The sequence below is a fragment of the Pandoraea aquatica genome (assembly GCF_902459565.1).
In the GTDB taxonomy this organism is placed as follows: domain Bacteria; phylum Pseudomonadota; class Gammaproteobacteria; order Burkholderiales; family Burkholderiaceae; genus Pandoraea; species Pandoraea aquatica.
In genome coordinates this window covers 120,677-137,968 of record NZ_CABPSN010000009.1, presented here as the reverse complement: position 1 = coordinate 137,968, position 17,292 = coordinate 120,677, and the positions used below count along the sequence as shown (strand labels likewise).

Sequence of the window (17,292 nt, the reverse complement as noted above, 5' to 3'; positions counted from 1 at the left end):
GCAAAGTTCGGGCATTTCCCAGACCTCTTTCGGACGCTTGCCTAGAGAATAGCGGGCTTGACGTCTTTACTGCCACGCACGATATGGCGTTGCGCGGCAGTGACGTGACTGAGAGAGAGGGCACGGACAATGCGAAAGAAGCAAGCAGGCGCATTCCTGATTTCGGCCGCGATAGCGGTCGCCATTCTTGGCGTACTGATCTCGTTCTGGGGTGTGAACTACGCGCGTCAGATGCGAATCGAGCGAGCCGAACGTATCGGCGAGGCGCTCAAGATCGTGGGCGACAGAGTGCAAAGCTTTGTTGTCGAACATCATCATGAGATCGATGCGTTGTTGCGCGATGGGAAACCCGAGCTTAAGGCCGGTGGCGAGACATTCCAACGAGAGACGGATTCGCAGGGCAATGTCTACGTCGGAAAACTCACCGCCGCCAGGTTGATCAAGGCGACGAACGCGAGCGGCATCGGTGAGCGTCCGCCGGGGAATGTGGGGGAGTACGTCATTCGGGTCTATCTGTCGCCTGATGTCCCTGGACAAAAGCGCAACGTCGAAACCCTGACGTACATCGAGAAGCCGATTCCGAAACCTTATTCGTCTGAGCCGGACATGGATGCGGCGGCGATTGCTGCGCGCAAGATCGGCATGTTAGGTGGGGTTTCGCAGACGGAAGGGGGCCACGCGTTCCGATTTCTTGAGGCTAATGGACGCAGCAGTACGGTTGCGAATTTCGCGACGACAGGAGGCCTCGTTGCAATGCGCGGCGGTTACTCCACCAGTGCGATGGATGCTTATCTTCGTCGCGATGGTTCGCGGCCGATGACCGGCGATCTGAAGATGGACAAGCACGACATCGTGGGGGCGGGAAAGATCGTGGGACACGAGCTTCAGGTCGCGAGTGCGACCGTGACCGGCACGCTGGACGCGACGAACGTCACGATAAAGGGGGAGCTAAATCTGACCGATCCGAAGACCAAGGCGCGAAGCGACATCGTCGGGGCGGGAGACATCAAGGGAGCCGGAAAGCTGACGATGGGGAGTCTTGAAGTCGCGAGCGCGGAGGTCAATGGTCTGCTGAGCGCGGGCAGTGTGCAGGTTTCAAAGGATCTGAACGTCAGCGGTAAGGCGGTTGCGGACACCGTCACTTCGAAGGAGGCCTTGAAATCGGGATCAGGTGTTGTCGTGCTGGAAAAGGAGTACCGCGTTGGCGGCGCCTGCAGTGGTGTGGGTGGCCTCGACCGTTCTGCGTCCAACGGCATTGCGCTGGACGCCGGCGGGCGGGTGCTTTCGTGTCAGGGAGGTTCCTGGCAACTGGCGAGTACACCGAAGACCATCACCGAGGTACCGGATCCCATCATCAAAGTCATCCGGACACGCGAGGCGATCTGGCTCTCCACGTTCAAGCCGGGCGCTACGCAAGGGATGGTTCGCGTCGACGGCGCGCTGGCCTGCGCGCCTGTCGGTATGCGTCGGACCGACATGACGTCGCCGACGTTCGTTAGCCCGACCGGCGCGGGCAGTCCCGAGGTTTGGTTGGAGGCCAACGGCTCAGTGTCCTTTAAGGGAATTGGGCGCGGCACCGAAGTCGCGTGTCTGTCACGTTCGTCATGGGTAAAAGGCGAGATGTACTCGCTCACCGGCCCCAACGCGTGGACTTATGTCGCCATCGCGCCCTATGAACAGTTCTCAAGCGATTCCAGCGAATTCAAGACGAGAACCGCCGCCATATTTGCGCGTCGTCAGCAAGAGCACATCGTGATGGGCATCTGGAAGTACGAGTGGGCCAATTGCAGCGGTAGCTATCGGAGCCGAATGAAAGGTGCGCTGGCATGCACAGTGAGGGAACGGAACTGGTGCTATTCGACATCCGGAGGTTCCAAACGAGCCTCTGTTGAGATGGATACCGACGGAACGCCCATCGTCGACTTCGGCAATACGTATGGCGAAGTGACCTGCGCTTTTCCAACGAAAGCAGACACACTGGCCGCAGGCTTCTCGGTATGCAGTTACGAAGGTAATAACTGTGTGTCCACCTGGTGACCTCGATGCCCATATGTCCGTCACATGAATGCCACATTCCCCCGTTAATCTACTCACCGATGTCTCCTTGCCTTGTCTTTGAGCCGCCCGGCGAATGCCGAGCGGCTTTTTTATTGTCTGCAAGCCGGATTCGACGCCTCAGGTGCGTCAGCGTCTAGGAATAAACGCAAAGTGCAGTGGCAAAGCGTCGAATTAAGCGAAATCTTGCGATTCTCCTGCCTCACGCCCCGGGTTCCCGGGGGACGACAGGCGGTTACGAAAGGAGACGCAATCGATGGAAAGTTGGCTCAATTCCGTGGTCGACGCGATTGGCGGGGTGTTATCCGGCTACCCGCTGGTCATTGCCCTGCTCGGCGCAGGCTTGTACTTCACCTTGCGGTTCGGCGGCATTCAGATTCGTGCGTTTGCGCATAGCGTCAACTTGCTGCGCACTTCCGGCAGCACCACCGGCATCTCGCCGTTTCAGGCGTTTGCGACGGGTCTTGCGAGCCGCGTCGGCACGGGGAATATCGCAGGTGTCGCCGTCGCGCTGACCATCGGCGGGCCGGGCGCGATCTTCTGGATGTGGATGACAGCGCTGCTCGGCATGGCTTCCGCGTTCGTCGAATCGACCCTCGCACAGATCTTCAAGATCCCTCATCGCGATAACACCTTCCGTGGCGGACCGGCGTATTACATCCAGCTCGGCCTCGGTTCGCGTAAGTTCGCCATTGCGTTCGCTGTCGTGCTGCTTTACACGTTCGGCTTTGCACTCAACTCCGTGCAGGCGAATTCGATTGCTCAGGCACTCGAAGCGTCCTTCGGCTGGGAGCCGCAGTGGATCGGTATCTCACTCGTGTTGCTGACCGCACCGATCATCTATGGCGGTGTACGACGCGTGGCACGCTTCGCGCAATGGATCGTGCCCGTCATGGCGATTGCGTATCTGAGCCTCGCGGCGTACGTCTGCATCGTCAACATCGAACATATCCCCGGCATGATCGCCATGATCTGGCGTCACGCGTTCGGCCTTGAGCCGGCGGCGGGCGGCATTGTGGGCTACGCGGTCGGTCAGGCCGTGCTGATGGGCGTGAAGCGCGGCCTCTTCTCGAACGAGGCAGGTATGGGCAGTGCGCCCAATGCCGCAGCGGTGGCCACGACGAAGCATCCGGTGCAGCAGGGGCTGATGCAGATGCTCGGCGTGTTCTTCGACACCATCGTCGTGTGCTCGGCCACTGCCTTCATGATCCTGCTCTCGGGGCAGTTCATCCCCGGTGCGGCGCCCGAGGGTACCGTGCTGACGCAACGCGCGCTCGGCGTGCACTTCGGCGACTGGGCGGTGATCTTCACCGGCATCACGGTGTTTTTCCTCGCGTACTCCAGCGTGCTCGGCAACTATGCGTATGCGGAAGTGAACATGGATTTCCTGACGCAGCGTCCGTGGTTCCTCAACATCTTCCGAGCGTTCGTTTTGCTGGCCGTGATGCTCGGGTCCGTTGCGAGCTTGCCGTTGGTGTGGAGCTTTGCCGATGTGGGCACGGCGCTGATGGCGTTTATCAATCTTGTCGCGATTGGCCTGCTGATGCGTTACGCGCTGGCGGCGTGGCGCGATTATCAGACGCAGCGCGAAGCGGGTGTTGCCGAGCCGGTCTTCGCACGCGATGCGTTGCCGCCCGAACTGCGCGAGACATTACCGGCGAATGTCTGGCCGGAGACGCGCGAATCGACGGCGGTTGAGGGTAAAGCCACCGGTCGGACCGACGGCGACGCGGTAGCGTCGAACGCTGTCTGACCGCCGGCTGATCGGTGTCAGATCGCTGTTAGGTCCCGTTAGATCGCTGTCGGATCAACCGTGCGGTCCGGCGTGCACGAGCGTTCCTGACGCGTCACAAAGCACAAGGGCCGGTGAGTTATCCTCACCGGCCCTTGTCGTTTTACTGCTGTGCCGTGCGCGCCAAGTGTCAGCGCTCAGTCACATCGATGGCTTACTTGCCGCCGACGGTTTCCAGCACGGTCCACTTGCCGTCGACTACCTTGTACAGCGTGATCGAGCCGTACTTCAGGTCGCCCACGTTGTCGTAGGCCAGCTCACGCGTGGTCACGCCGGGCATGCTCGTCTTCGCCAGCACCGGCAGGTACTTGGCCGGGTCCGTCGAGTTGGCCTTCTTCATGGCCGACATCATGGCCATTGCGCCGTCATAAGCGTACGGCGAGTACGTTTCCGGGCCTGCACCGAACTTGGCCTTGTAACGCGACTCGTAAGCGGCACCACCGGGCATCTTGTCGAGCGGCAGGCCGGCGAGCGAGACGACCGAGCCGTTGGCGGAGTCGCCGGCGATCTTCAGGAAGGCGTCCGACTTGACCATTTCGCCCGCCATCAGCGTGGCCTTGATGCCGAGTTCGCGCATTTGCTTGGCGAGCGGGCCGGCTTGTGCGTCGGCACCGCCGTAGAACACCATGTCCGGGTTGGAGCGCTTCAGGTTCGTGAGAATGGCACGGAAGTCCACGGCCTTGTCGTTAGCGAATTCGCGACGCACGATCTTGCCGCCGGCAGCTTTGGCGGCCTTCTCGAACTCGTCTGCCAGACCCTGACCGTAGGCGGTACGGTCATCGACGATGGCAATGTTCTTGAAGCCCAGCTTCTTGACGGCAAACGTGCCGACGACCGAGCCCTGCTGGATGTCGGACGTCATCATGCGGAACGTCGTCTTGAAGCCCTGCTTGGTGTATTCCGGGGCCGTGGCCATGGCGATTTCGGGAATGCCAGCCTGCGCGTAGATGCGCGACGCGGGAATGGTCGTGCCGGAGTTGAAGTGGCCGAGCATGCCCTTGATGCCGTTGTCGACCAGCTTCTGTGCAACGAGCGAGCCCTGACGCGGGTCGGCCTGATCGTCTTCGGCTTGCAGCACGAACTTCACCGGCTTGCCTTCGATGGTCGGCTTGGTGGCGTTGTACTCGTCAACGGCCAGCTGAATGCCGTTCTGCATGTCCTTGCCGTAGTGGGCCTGAGCGCCCGTGAGCGGTGCGGCAAAACCCAGCTTCACTTCCTGCGCCTGTTGCGCGTTAGCCGCGCCAAACGCGAGCAGCCCCGCGACTGCGACGGCGCTAGCCGTAAGCTTCGATTGCATCAACCCTCTCCTTGCATGTGTTTGTCGTTGAGTGGCGTGTCTGCGGGATCGCCGCGGCACGCCTTTCTTGAAACGCCGTCAACATCGGGCCGGTTGACCCGTGGCGGCATCAATCGCAATCAAACGCAAAATGCGTCCGACGCGGCAGTATTGGATGGCTGCTCGCGCCGGTCAAGAGGGAGAAATTCCGATAGAAGGTGCTACCGCCTTATGGCGAAGGTTGCGCCACCGGGGTGTCGGTGCCACCGCCCATGACTTCGCCGGTCGATTTACCTTCGCGAATGTCCTTCAGCATCGTTTCGGCGGCGGCGTAGCGGGCCAGCACCTCGGCGCTCGGCGCGCGATCCAGACGGCTGACGACATACAGTGCCAGACCGCCCAGCGCGAAGCCCGGCACGATCTCGTACAGGTCGAACCAGCCGAACTGCTTCCAGATCAGGACCGTGGCCGCACCGACCACGATGCCCGCCAATGCCCCGTTACGAGTGACGCGCGGCCACAGCAGGGTGGCCAGCACCAGCGGACCGAAGGCGGCGCCGAAGCCCGCCCACGCGTAGCTGACCATGCCGAGCACGCGGCTATTCGGATCCATCGCGAGCAGCACGGCCACCACGGCCACGGCCAGTACCATCGCGCGACCGATCCACACCAGACGCTTCTGGCTCACTGGTCCACGTGCAAACGTCTTGTAGAGGTCTTCCGTGAGCGCGCTGGAGCACACCAGCAACTGACACGACAGCGTGCTCATGACGGCCGCGAGAATCGCAGCCAGCAGCACACCCGCAAGCCACGGCGTGAAGAGTTGCGTCGTGAGCGCCATGAAGATGGTTTCGGCGTTCGCTTGCACACCCGCGCCCAGCCCGGGCCGTGCGCTATAGAAGGCCAGTCCGAAGAAGCCCACGGCCACCGCGCCCGCCAGGCACAGCACCATCCACGTCATGCAGATGCGACGCGCCTGCGGAATCGCCGCCGCCGAGCGCGCGGCCATGAAGCGCACCAGAATGTGCGGCTGACCGAAATAGCCGAGACCCCAGGCGAGCATCGAGATCACGCCGATGGGCGCGAGATCGCCGAACCAGTCGGTGTGTGCGGGATGCACGGCGGTGACCGCCGTGACCGCGGCCACCGGTCCGCCGTCGATGGTGATGACGGCAATCGGCGTGACGACGAGCGCTGCGAACATCAGCGAAGCCTGCACCGTGTCCGTCCAGCTCACGGCGAGGAAGCCGCCGATGAAGACGTACGCAATGGTCGCGACCGCGCCGATCCACAAGGCGGTGTGATAGTCGAGACCGAACATCGTTTCGAACAGACGCGCCCCGGCCACCACGCCTGACGCGCAATAGATCGTGAAGAAGGTGAGGATCACGAGCGCCGTGACGATGCGCAACACGTGACTGCGGTCGCCGAAGCGTTGCGTCAGGTATTCGGGCAGCGTCAGTGCGTTGCCGCAGACTTCCGTGTGCACCCGCAGCCGTGCCGCCACGAGACGCCAGTTGGCCCACGCGCCGATGGCCAGGCCGATGGCGATCCAAACGCCAGACAGGCCGCCGACATAGATCGCGCCAGGCAGGCCGAGCAGCAGCCAGCCGCTCATGTCGGAGGCACCTGCGGACAGCGCGGTGACGAAGCTGCCGAGACGGCGTCCGCCCAGAATGTAGTCCGAGAGGTTATTGGTAGATCGATAGCCGAGCCAGCCGATCACCAACATCAACAGCAAATAGACGGTGAACGAGACCGCCGTGGGATTCCAAAGGGACATGTTGCCTCCTTGTACGGCTCAGGCGCGCGCCGTGCCTGTCTTCCGGCATGACGAAAGGGGCAAACGCGTACTGAAGACCGCGATGGCCGACGATACGTGTCGCCGGCACGGGTTAACCGCTCGAAGGCGGTGAGACGCGTTATATGTCGGGGGCGGGCGCGACGATACCCCGATTTCGCTCAAATTGCGCATGTACGCAGCTAGCGGCGCGACGACGACGCAAGCGAGGTGACGGCAGTGCGCAGGGTTTGCGGAAGATGTCGCGGAGGCGGCGGCGGGTGCGGGGAACGGTCTCGTACGAGACGTTTGCGGCGGGGGATTGTTGCGACGACGTACCCCGAATTCGGTGTCAAACCGGGGCGTCAGCAGGGAAATAGCAGGGGAATGACGGGGGTGACTGCGGGAAACGACGCCGCCAGATTTAGGACGAATCCGGGAGGAGACGTCGCTAAATCCGGCGGGATGACATCGATGGATCGAACGATCAGCCGATGGTCATGAGGTTGGCGTTACCGCCGGCGGCGGCCGTGTTGACCGACACCGAGCGTTCGCACAACAGACGTTCCAGTGCGTAGTCGTCGCCAGCCGCCAACGCCTCGGGAGCGAGGCCCTGCATCGACAGAATCGGACCGTTACGCGTGGCGATGCGGCGGTTCAGGGTGCGCAACTCGTCGCTGTCGCCTTCGAACAGCACCGCAGCCAGCGCCGCTTCGCTCGCGGCGTCCGCGCCGGCTGCCAGCACCGATGCACGTCCCTTGAGCGTCGCGGGCAACGCACCCACGAGTTCGCGGGCGGCGGCGCTGTCGGTGAAGACCGCGTTGTTGCCCGTCGCCAGCACGGCCGCGAGTTGCGTGCGCGCACCGAGTGTCGTCGCAGCGACACACAGCACCGGGCCACGCGGCTCCAGACCGTACGTATTGCGCTCGCCGGTCGGACCCGGCAGCACGGCGGTGGCGTCGAGTGCAGACGTCGCCAGATAACGGTCGACGCGATCGATCGCAGGGGCGCTGTCCGATTGCTGGCGCAGCCAGTCGCGGAAGTTCACCAGCGGCGAGAGCGCAGCTTCGTTGCGGTTCAGCTCCGGTGCGAGGGCGGCCGGACGCGTCGCCAGCAGTCGCGGCAGATACATCGGACCGCCCGCTTTCGGACCCGTCCCAGACAAACCTTCACCGCCGAACGGCTGCACACCGACCACAGCACCGATCACATTACGGTTCACATAGACGTTGCCGACATGCGCACGCTCGGTCACATAAGCGATGGTCTCGTCGATACGCGTATGCACACCGAATGTCAGGCCGTAGCCCGTGCCGTTGATCTGGTCGAGCAGCTTGTCGAGTTGCGCACGCTTGAAGCGAATCACGTGCAGCACCGGACCGAAAACTTCGCGTTGCAGCGCCTTCAGGTCGGTCAGCTCGATGAGTGTCGGCGGCACGAAGGTGCCGTGACGCGCGGCGTCCGGCAGCGTGAGTTGTTCGACCGGGAAGCCCTTGCCGCGCATCTGTTCGATGTGACGGGTGATGCCGTTCTGCGCTTCGGCGTCGATCACCGGGCCGACGTCGATGGACAGACGGTCCGGGTTGCCGATGGCGAGTTCCTGCATCGCGCCCTTGAGCATGTGCAGCGTCTTGTCGGCGATGTCGTCCTGCAAGCACAGCACACGCAGGGCCGAGCAGCGCTGACCGGCCGAGTCGAAGGCCGAGGCGAGTACGTCGTACACCACCTGTTCGGGCAGTGCCGACGAGTCGACGATCATGGCGTTCTGACCACCGGTCTCCGCGATCAGCGGGATCGGACGGCCGTTCGCGTCCAGACGATCGGCCAGCGTGCGCGCGATGATGCGGGCCACTTCGGTCGAGCCGGTGAACATCACGGCCTTGGTGCGGGCGTCGGCCACGAGCGCGGCGCCGACGGTCTCGCCCGTGCCCGGCAGCAGTTGCAGCGCGCCGGACGGCACACCCGCGGCTTGCATCAGACGCACGGCTTCGGCGGCGATGAGCGGGGTTTGCTCGGCGGGCTTGGCGATGACCGGGTTACCGGCGGCGAGCGCCGCAGCGACCTGACCGACGAAGATGGCGAGCGGGAAGTTCCACGGGCTGATACACAGGACCGGACCCAGCGGACGGTGCGTGTCGTTCGAGAAGCCCTGACGAATCTGCGCGGCGTAGTAGCGCAGGAAGTCGACGGCTTCGCGGACTTCGGCAACGGCGTTCGGCAGCGACTTGCCCGCTTCACGCACGCACAGGCCCATGAGCGTGGGCATATGCGCTTCGAGCAGGTCAGCCGAGCGCATCAGGCAGTCGGCACGCTCTTCGACCGGCGTGGCTTGCCAGATCGGGGCGGCGGCCACGGCGTGCGTCAGTGCGGCTTCCACGTCGGCAGACGTCGCTTCGATCACCTGACCGACGATGTCGCGCAGGTCGGCCGGGTTGCGTACAGCGCGCGGCGTGCCTGCCGTGCGTTCGCCGTCGCCCAGCATCGGGGCGGCGCGCCACGGCGTGCCCGCGCTGGCGAGCAGCGCTGACGACAGCGAAGCCAGACGGTGTTCGTTCGAGAGATCGAAGCCCGACGAGTTGGCGCGCGACGCGCCGTACAGTTCGCGCGGCAGCGGAATCTTGGCGTGCGGCGCGCCGAGCGGTTGCACCTTCTCAGCTTCGGTAATCGGGTCGGCGATCAGTTCGTCGACGCTGACGGTTTCGTCCGCGATACGGTTGACGAACGACGTGTTCGCACCGTTTTCCAGCAGACGGCGCACGAGGTAAGCGAGCAGCGTTTCATGCGTGCCGACCGGGGCGTACACGCGGCACGGACGCGCCAGCTTGCCCGCAGCGATCGGACCGACGACTTCCTCGTACAGCGGCTCGCCCATGCCGTGCAGGCACTGGAACTCGTACTGGCCGGGATAGTAGTTATTGCCCGCGAGGTGATAGATCGCCGACAGCGTGTACGCGTTGTGCGTGGCGAATTGCGGATAGATGGCGTCCGGCACCGCGAGCAGCTTCTTCGCGCAGGCGAGGTACGACACGTCCGTATAGATCTTGCGCGTGTAGACCGGATAGCCTTCGAGGCCGTCGACCTGTGCGCGCTTGATTTCGGTATCCCAGTACGCACCCTTGACCAGACGCACCATGATGCGGTGACGGCTGCGGCGTGCCAGATCAATGATGAAGTCGATCACGAACGGGCAGCGCTTCTGATACGCCTGCACCACGAAACCGATGCCGTTCCAGCCCGCCAGTTCCGGATCGAAGCACAGCGCTTCGAGCAGATCGAGCGAGATTTCGAGACGGTCGGCTTCTTCGGCGTCGATGTTCAGGCCGATGTCGTACGAGCGGGCCAGCTTGGCCAACGCCTGCACGCGCGGCAGCAGCTCGGTGACCGTGCGCTCGTGCTGGCTGCGCGAATAGCGCGGATGCAGTGCCGAGAGCTTGATCGAGATGCCCGGGCCCTCGTAGATGCCGCGTCCGGCCGATGCCTTGCCGATGGCATGGATCGCTTGCTCGTAGCTGGCGTAGTAACGCTGTGCGTCTTCTTCCGTCGTTGCCGCTTCGCCGAGCATGTCGTACGAGTAGCGGAAGCCCTGAGCTTCGTACTTGCGGCTGTTGGCGAGGGCTTCGGAGATGGTCTCGCCCGTGACGAATTGCTCGCCCATCAGACGCATGGCGATGTCGACGCCCTTGCGGATGAGCGGTTCGCCGCCACGGCCGATCAGGCGCGTGAGGGCTTTGGTCAGACCCGCTTCGCTCGTCGTGGTGACGAGCTTGCCCGTGATCATCAGGCCCCAGGTGGCGGCGTTGACGAACATCGATGGCGAGTTGCCCATGTGGGCGTGCCAGTCACCCTTGCTGATCTTGTCGCGGATGAGCGCGTCGCGCGTGGCCTTGTCGGGAATACGCAGCAGCGCTTCGGCCAGACACATCAGCGCCACGCCTTCCTGGCTCGACAGCGAGAATTCGTGGATCAGGCCTTCGACACCACCGCCGGTGCTCTTGCCGCGCAGCGCGACGACGAGCTTGCGGGCGAGATCGGAGGCCAGCGTGGCCGTGGCCGGCGCAAGCTTGGCCTGACCGACCAGCACGGGCACGCACTCAGGTTCCGGACGGCGATACGCGGCCGTGATGGCCGCACGCAGCACCGACTGCGGTTGCACGTTCTGCGCGAATTCCAGGAACGGATGCGGCACGGTGTCGTCGCCGGCATGGCCGTCGATCACCTCGGTGCCCGACTGGGTTGCACCGCTTAGCTCGGGCGGCAGCGCGCCGCTTTCGATGCGCTCCAGATAGGCGAAGATCGCCTGTTTAATGAGCCAGTGGGGGGTGCGCTCGATTTGCTGGGCGGCCGTCTTGAGACGGGTGCGCAGGATATCGTCGACCTTGACGCCGAGAGTGGTATTAGCCATGAGAAGGGACCCTGATGACGCGAAAACGCAAAAATGCGTGACACCCATAGCGGGTGAATGGCGGCATCGTAACCGGGTTTCGAAAGAGGTGCAACCAGAGTCAAAATTAGGGTTGCACCCCATTGCTGCTCATAGGTCAACCAACGGCGCGTGACTGCGTTACTTCTGGTCGGTGCCGTAAGTCTTGCCCAGATACTCGGAGATCAGCTTGACCTGATCCTCGGGAATCGGCGCGCCGTAGACTTTCACCATCTTGGTCACTTCGGCGTGCCAGAACGCCGACGGCATGGGCGGCTGCGAATTGATGTAGTCGATGGAGTGGCACATCACGCACCAGGCGCTGGCGGCCTGATGACCCGCGAGCGTCGACGCCTTGAGTTGCGACGTTTCCTGCGGCAACTTGATGTCGAGTGCGTGGGCCGGTAAAGCAGCCGTCAGGCCGACGACACCAAACACGAGGGCGGTGCTGCGCATCAGTTTAGAGAAGGTCATGATCGTCCCCCGCCTTAAGCCGCGACCACGCGCACGGTTTCTACCCCGTTGCGCAGATAGCCGGCCGGATTCCACAACGATTGCAGCGGTTGCGTGACCCCTGCGCGGTTCGTCGCCCGAACTTTCAGAACATACTCACCGGCTTGTGGTGGGGTGAACGATGCCGTCCATTCGCGGAACGAGTACTTCGACAACTCGTTGCCGAGTTTTGCGGCCTGCCATGTCTGGCCGCCGTCGGTCGAGAACTGCACGTCGCGAATGCCTTCGCCACCGTCGAACGCAATGCCGCGCACACGCATCGGTTTGCCCGCCGCGACTTGCTGGCCGTCGGTGTGACTGGTGACGAAGGAGCGCACGGTGAAGCGTCCGATCGGTTTGGTCTTCTCCGGTGCTTTGCCCGGTTCGACACAGTTGCAGTCGTTGTCGGGAATGCGGTACGCCGTGGCCATCCAGAAGCCATCGAACACCTTGTCCACGACGTTGATGTCCGCCAGATGCTTGACCCAGTACGTGCCGTAGTAGCCCGGCACGACGAGGCGCACCGGAAAGCCGTTGAGCATGGGCAGGTCTTTGCCGTTCATCGCGAACGCGACCATCACCTCGCCGTCCATCGCGTGGTCGAGGTCGAGCGCCTTCACGAATTCGGGCGTCGCCGGGACGATCGGGCGGTCGAGACCTTCGAACGTCACTTGTTTCGCGCTGGCGGAAACGCCCGCGCGCTCAAGAATGCGTTTGAGCGGAATGCCGCGCCAGCGCGCGTTGCCCATTGCACCGTTGGCGATCTGGCCGCCGCCCACGCGAGGCTCGAAGAACCCCCGGCTATTGCCTGAGCACTGATGCACGGCCACCAGTTCGACCGGCGCGCCGAAATCCTTCTTGAGCGACGCCAGCGAGATATCGAGCGGCTTGGCGACGCTGCCGCCGACGCGAATCCGATGCTTCGCCGGATCGATGTCGGTCGGAATGCCCGCGAGGTGATAACGCACGAAGAACGCGTCGTTCGGCGTGATCAGGCCGTCGTTGAATACTTCGAAAGGCGTCTCCAGTTGCGGCGGACGCGCGGTCAGCCGGATCAACGGGCGCTTCTGCGGGTACGCGACGAGTTCGCGCTCGCCGTTCGCGAACGGCAGCGTCACCGTCTGCGGTGCGGTCGTGGCGGCGAGCACATCGAGTGCGCGGCCCGCGAGGCTCGCCCCGACGCCCAGGGCACCGGCACGTCGCAGGAAGCGACGGCGCGACACCTCAGCCACCGCGGACTCGGCCGGTGACTCGGAGAAGGCGTATTCGGGAGGAACGAGAGAGGATGCGGCTTGCGGCACCGTGGGGGCGGCGCTCCGGTCGTGCGACTTCATCGGATGTCTCCTGTAGGGACTTCTTATCGTTCAAATGCAATGCAGATGACGTGAACCGTTCGACGTGCAGCGATCTTATGGCCGCATCGTCGGAGATTCTTCCGATATTGTCAAATTTCCGGAACGCTATATACCGATTTATATTTCGAGAGGGTCGACTTCGAGATGCCAGCGAACGGGCGCTTTCAGCGCGCGCAATTCGCTCATCCATTGCGTGAGGAAGCGCTGGAGTGCCCCCCGGTGCGGGCTCTCGACCACGAGTTGCGCCCGGTCGGTGCCCGCGATGCGGACCATCGTCATGGGGACGGGGTCCCACAACGAGATACGCGGGTCGTTCAGCGCCGGGGTGGCGGCGATTTCGCGGGCTTGTTTGAGGAACGCCATCGCGTCGTCGAGCTTGCGGGCTTCGGCGCGCAGCAGCGCCTGATGGGTGTACGGCGGCAAGAGTGCGACGCGGCGCTCTTCCAGTTGCTGTGCGGCAAAGCCCGCGTAGTCGTGACGCATGAGCGACGCGAAGAGCGGATGCGATGCGTAGCGCGTCTGAATCAGCACGTCGCCGGGGCCGTCGGCCCGCGCGGCACGTCCGGCACGGCCCGCCACCTGCATGAGCTGAGCGAAGAGCCGTTCGGCGGCCCGGAAGTCATGCGAGAAGAGGGCGCTGTCGGCGTTGACCACGCCCACGAGCGTGACGTTACGGAAGTCGTGCCCCTTGGCCACCATCTGGGTGCCGATCAGGATGTCGACCTCGCCCGCGTGCACCTGTGCGAAGAGCGCTTGTGCGCTGCCCTTGCGACGCGTGCTGTCGGCGTCGATCCGTGCGAGCCGGGCGTCGGGGAAGTGTTCGGCGAGTGCTTCTTCGATGCGTTGTGTGCCGCGACCGAGCGGCGCCAGATCGAGATTGCCGCAGTCCGGGCACGCATGGGGAATGCGCGATTCGGCCCCGCAATGGTGGCACCGCAGGCGACGCTCGGGTTTGTGCAGCACCATGTGCGCGCTGCATCGGCGGCAGTCGCTGATCCATCCGCAGGCGTCGCAGTTGAGTACCGGCGCATAACCGCGACGATTGAGGAACAGCAGGCTTTGCTCGCCCGCTTCCAGTCGCGCACGAATGGCCGCGAGCAGCGGCTGCGACAGCCCTTCGTGGACCACACGCTGACGCTTGCGCTCGATCTCCATGTCGATGAGCGACACGCGCGGCAGCACGGCGTCAGGGGTGGCGCGCTCGGGCATGGCTAAACGCACGTAACGGCCTTGCTCCGCCCGGTTCCAACTGTCCAGCGACGGTGTGGCCGAACCGAGCACGACCGGAATGCGCAGGCGATTCGCCCGCCAGATGGCGAGGTCGCGCGCGGAGTACCGGAGGCCTTCCTGCTGTTTGTAAGACGGATCGTGTTCTTCGTCGACGACGATCAGCCGCAGGTGGGGCAACGAGGCCATCACCGCCAGACGCGTGCCGAGCACGATGCGCGCTTCGCCCCGATGGGCGGCGAGCCAGTGTCGGGCGCGCTCGCCCTCGGCAAGTCCGCTGTGCAGGGTGACGAGCGTTTCGTCGGGAAAGCGCGCGCGGAACACGCCTTCGAGCTGCGGCGTCAGGTTGATTTCCGGGACGAGCACGAGCACTTGCGCATCGCGCACGTCCCGCGTGTGCAACGCTTCGGCCACCGCACGCAAATAGACTTCGGTCTTGCCGCTGCCGGTCACGCCGTAGAGCAGAAAGGGCGGGCATGCGGGGGTGTCGGGTGCATCGTCGGTGGTCGGCGTCTTATCCAGACGCTGTGCGCCTGCGGCGATCAGGGCGTCGTGGATCGCACCGACCGCGTCCGCCTGCCCGACCGTCAGCGTCTTCGTGCCCGGCGGGCTGGCGCTGTCGACGTCATCGTCCAGCACCTCGGCGAGAGTGGAGGACGATGCGTCACCATCGTCAGGACGCTCGGCGTCCTCAGCGTCCTCGGCATCGCGCACCGTTTCATGGAACGGTACGGTCTCGACGACGACCCAGCCGGCAGCGGCCCATTGCTTGAGCACATCCGCCGCCTTGGCGCACAACGCCTTTGCTTCGTCGGCGTCGAGCGTGCCCGCCTGCGCAAGGCCTTCGGCGAGCCGCCGTTGTGCACGCAGTCGCGCCGGAACGTTCTCCATCAGTGTGGACAGTGCGCCGTCGGCGATCCGGAAACGTTGCACGCCGCGCTGCGCGAGCAGACGCGGCCAGCGCATCGGCGTGCGTAGGTGCCCGGGAATCGCGGGCAGTGCGACTTCCCCGATACCGCGCTGGTAGTAACGCGACGCGAACTGCATCAGCTCGCGCCAATCGTCGCCGAGCGGCGGCAATTCGTGCCACACAGACGTCACTTCGCGCAGCTTGGCCGGTGCAACTTCGCTGCGCTGCGTCAATTCCCAGACGACGCCCACAACCTGTCGTCGTCCGAACGGAACCTGCACCAGCTGGCCGAGGCTCGCCGCCTGATCCAGACGGTAATCGAACAGGGTGATCAGCGGCGTATCGAGCGCAACGCGAGCGATGGCGGGCGTACCCGCACGGGGCGGGGCCGCCGGAGCCAGTGCATCGTCGTGCGATGCGACGCTCGGTTCGGAAAGGTCGTCGGCGCGGGTCAAACTTAAAGTGAATCCTGAGAAGTCTCGGTAAACCCCGGATTTGAGTCGGCTTTCCGGCAGCTTCGAAATGCTTGTGGATAACTATGTTAAGAACTGTGGGGATTATGGCTCGCAAGCCTCACTGCACGGCCCTCACGTCGCTCGACGTCCCGACTTTGCTTGAATCAAAATTGCTTTTTGATCAATAGCTTATGAATGACGTCGACGATGACCTGTCGGGGTCTCTCACTTGCGGCGGCGCAGCGAGAATTTGTGCATAAGTCTTCGGGACAACTCCGTAAATTGGAGGGGTTCTTCGACCGCTTTTCCCTTGACTTTCCCCACTTGAAACGGCGGTTGGGTTTGCAGGGCAAAATGCCCCGCGAACCCGCATTCTCGCTTGCGCGAGTTTTTGATCACGCTGTCTGACGCACCTTCCGGCTATAGCTGTGTACCTCATCCACGAGCGCCGCAACGTGCTCGGGGTTGGTGAACTGCGAGATGCCGTGTCCGAGGTTGAAGACATGGCCTGGTGCATTGCCGTACGCGTCGAGCAGACGGCGCACCTCGGTGCGGATGGCGTCGGGCGCGGCAAACAGCGCGGTCGGGTCGAAATTGCCTTGCAGTGCACAACGATCGCCCACGCGACGACGGGCTGCTGCCAGATCGACGGTCCAGTCGAGACCGATGGCATCCGGGCCGGTGTCGGCGATGGCTTCGAGCCACTGACCGCCGCCTTTGGTGAAGACGATGTGCGGAATGCGCGCACCGTTCCATTCGCGGTGAACGCCTTCGAGCGCCTTCTTCATATAGGCGAGCGAGAAGCGCTGATACAGGCCGTCGGCCAGCGCGCCGCCCCAGGTGTCGAACACCATGATGGCTTGCGCGCCCGCTTCGATCTGGGCATTGAGGTAGGCAGCGACGGCGCGCGCGTTGGTCTCGAGGATGTGCGTCATCAGATCGGGACGCTCGTACATCATCGTCTTGACGGTGCGGAAGTCGGCCGAGCCTTGCCCTTCGACCATGTAGCACGCGAGGGTCCACGGGCTGCCCGAGAAGCCGATGAGCGGCACGCGGCCGTTCAGGGCGCGGCGGATTTCGCTGACGGCGTCGAATACGTAGCGCAGGCTGTCCAGATCCGGCGCCTGAAGGCGACGCACGTCGTCTTCGGTGCGCAGCGGATGCGCGAAGCGCGGGCCTTCGCCTGCTTCGAACGACAAGCCGAGGCCCATGGCGTCGGGGATGGTGAGGATGTCCGAGAACAGAATCGCGGCGTCGAGCGGAAAACGCTCCAGCGGCTGAAGCGTGACTTCGGTGGCGTAGGCGGGGTTCTTGGCCAGCGCCAGGAAGCTGCCGGCCTTGGCACGGGTCGCGTTGTATTCGGGCAGGTACCGGCCCGCCTGACGCATCAGCCAGATCGGCGTGTACTCGGTCGGCTGGCGCAGCAGGGCGCGCAGGAAAGTATCGTTTTGCAGAGCTTGGGACACGTCGCAGTGGTGGTCAGAGGGTTTTGGGCAAGCGGCCATTTTACTCGGGTATCCGGGGGCGGGT

General features: G+C 63.8%; 9 protein-coding genes. 2 read left to right on the top strand and 7 right to left on the bottom strand.

Annotated elements, in window-relative coordinates; all coding sequences use genetic code 11:
- Nucleotides 1–129: 129 nt before the first annotated feature.
- Together PAQ31011_RS23095 and PAQ31011_RS23090 are read left to right on the top strand one after the other, a co-directional pair.
- Nucleotides 130–2,037, top strand: a complete 1,908-nt coding sequence (locus PAQ31011_RS23095) for a hypothetical protein (RefSeq protein WP_150578022.1) — start codon at nt 130–132, stop codon at nt 2,035–2,037.
- A 274-nt stretch (nt 2,038–2,311) separates the two neighbouring features.
- On the top strand, nt 2,312–3,808 hold the full coding sequence (locus tag PAQ31011_RS23090; protein ID WP_150578021.1) for an alanine/glycine:cation symporter family protein: 1,497 nt from the start codon (nt 2,312–2,314) through the stop codon (nt 3,806–3,808).
- A gap of 193 nt (nt 3,809–4,001) precedes the next feature.
- Here the strand turns inward: PAQ31011_RS23090 and PAQ31011_RS23085 are convergent, their stop codons facing one another.
- The 7 genes from PAQ31011_RS23085 to hemE form a co-directional block, all read right to left on the bottom strand.
- Nucleotides 4,002–5,144 carry a branched-chain amino acid ABC transporter substrate-binding protein gene (locus tag PAQ31011_RS23085; protein ID WP_150578020.1) on the bottom strand — a complete coding sequence of 381 codons (1,143 nt, stop codon included), beginning with the start codon at nt 5,142–5,144 and terminating at the stop codon, nt 4,002–4,004.
- Nucleotides 5,145–5,352: 208 nt separating this feature from the next.
- Nucleotides 5,353–6,906 carry a sodium/proline symporter PutP gene (gene putP / locus PAQ31011_RS23080; protein WP_150578019.1) on the bottom strand — a complete coding sequence of 518 codons (1,554 nt, stop codon included), beginning with the start codon at nt 6,904–6,906 and terminating at the stop codon, nt 5,353–5,355.
- Nucleotides 6,907–7,390: 484 nt separating this feature from the next.
- Nucleotides 7,391–11,305, bottom strand: a complete 3,915-nt coding sequence (putA, locus tag PAQ31011_RS23075; protein WP_150578018.1) for a trifunctional transcriptional regulator/proline dehydrogenase/L-glutamate gamma-semialdehyde dehydrogenase — start codon at nt 11,303–11,305, stop codon at nt 7,391–7,393.
- Nucleotides 11,306–11,464: 159 nt separating this feature from the next.
- Complete coding sequence (sorB, locus tag PAQ31011_RS23070) at nt 11,465–11,797, bottom strand: SorB family sulfite dehydrogenase c-type cytochrome subunit (RefSeq protein WP_246179744.1); 333 nt, start codon at nt 11,795–11,797, stop codon at nt 11,465–11,467.
- Between the two features lie 14 nt (nt 11,798–11,811).
- Nucleotides 11,812–13,149 carry a SorA family sulfite dehydrogenase catalytic subunit gene (gene sorA, locus PAQ31011_RS23065; protein ID WP_246179743.1) on the bottom strand — a complete coding sequence of 446 codons (1,338 nt, stop codon included), beginning with the start codon at nt 13,147–13,149 and terminating at the stop codon, nt 11,812–11,814.
- A gap of 138 nt (nt 13,150–13,287) precedes the next feature.
- Nucleotides 13,288–15,762: a primosomal protein N' gene (locus tag PAQ31011_RS23060; protein ID WP_150578017.1), complete on the bottom strand. Its 2,475-nt coding sequence runs from the start codon at nt 15,760–15,762 to the stop codon at nt 13,288–13,290.
- A 395-nt stretch (nt 15,763–16,157) separates the two neighbouring features.
- Nucleotides 16,158–17,228: a uroporphyrinogen decarboxylase gene (gene hemE / locus PAQ31011_RS23055; RefSeq protein ID WP_281350029.1), complete on the bottom strand. Its 1,071-nt coding sequence runs from the start codon at nt 17,226–17,228 to the stop codon at nt 16,158–16,160.
- Nucleotides 17,229–17,292 lie beyond the last annotated feature (64 nt).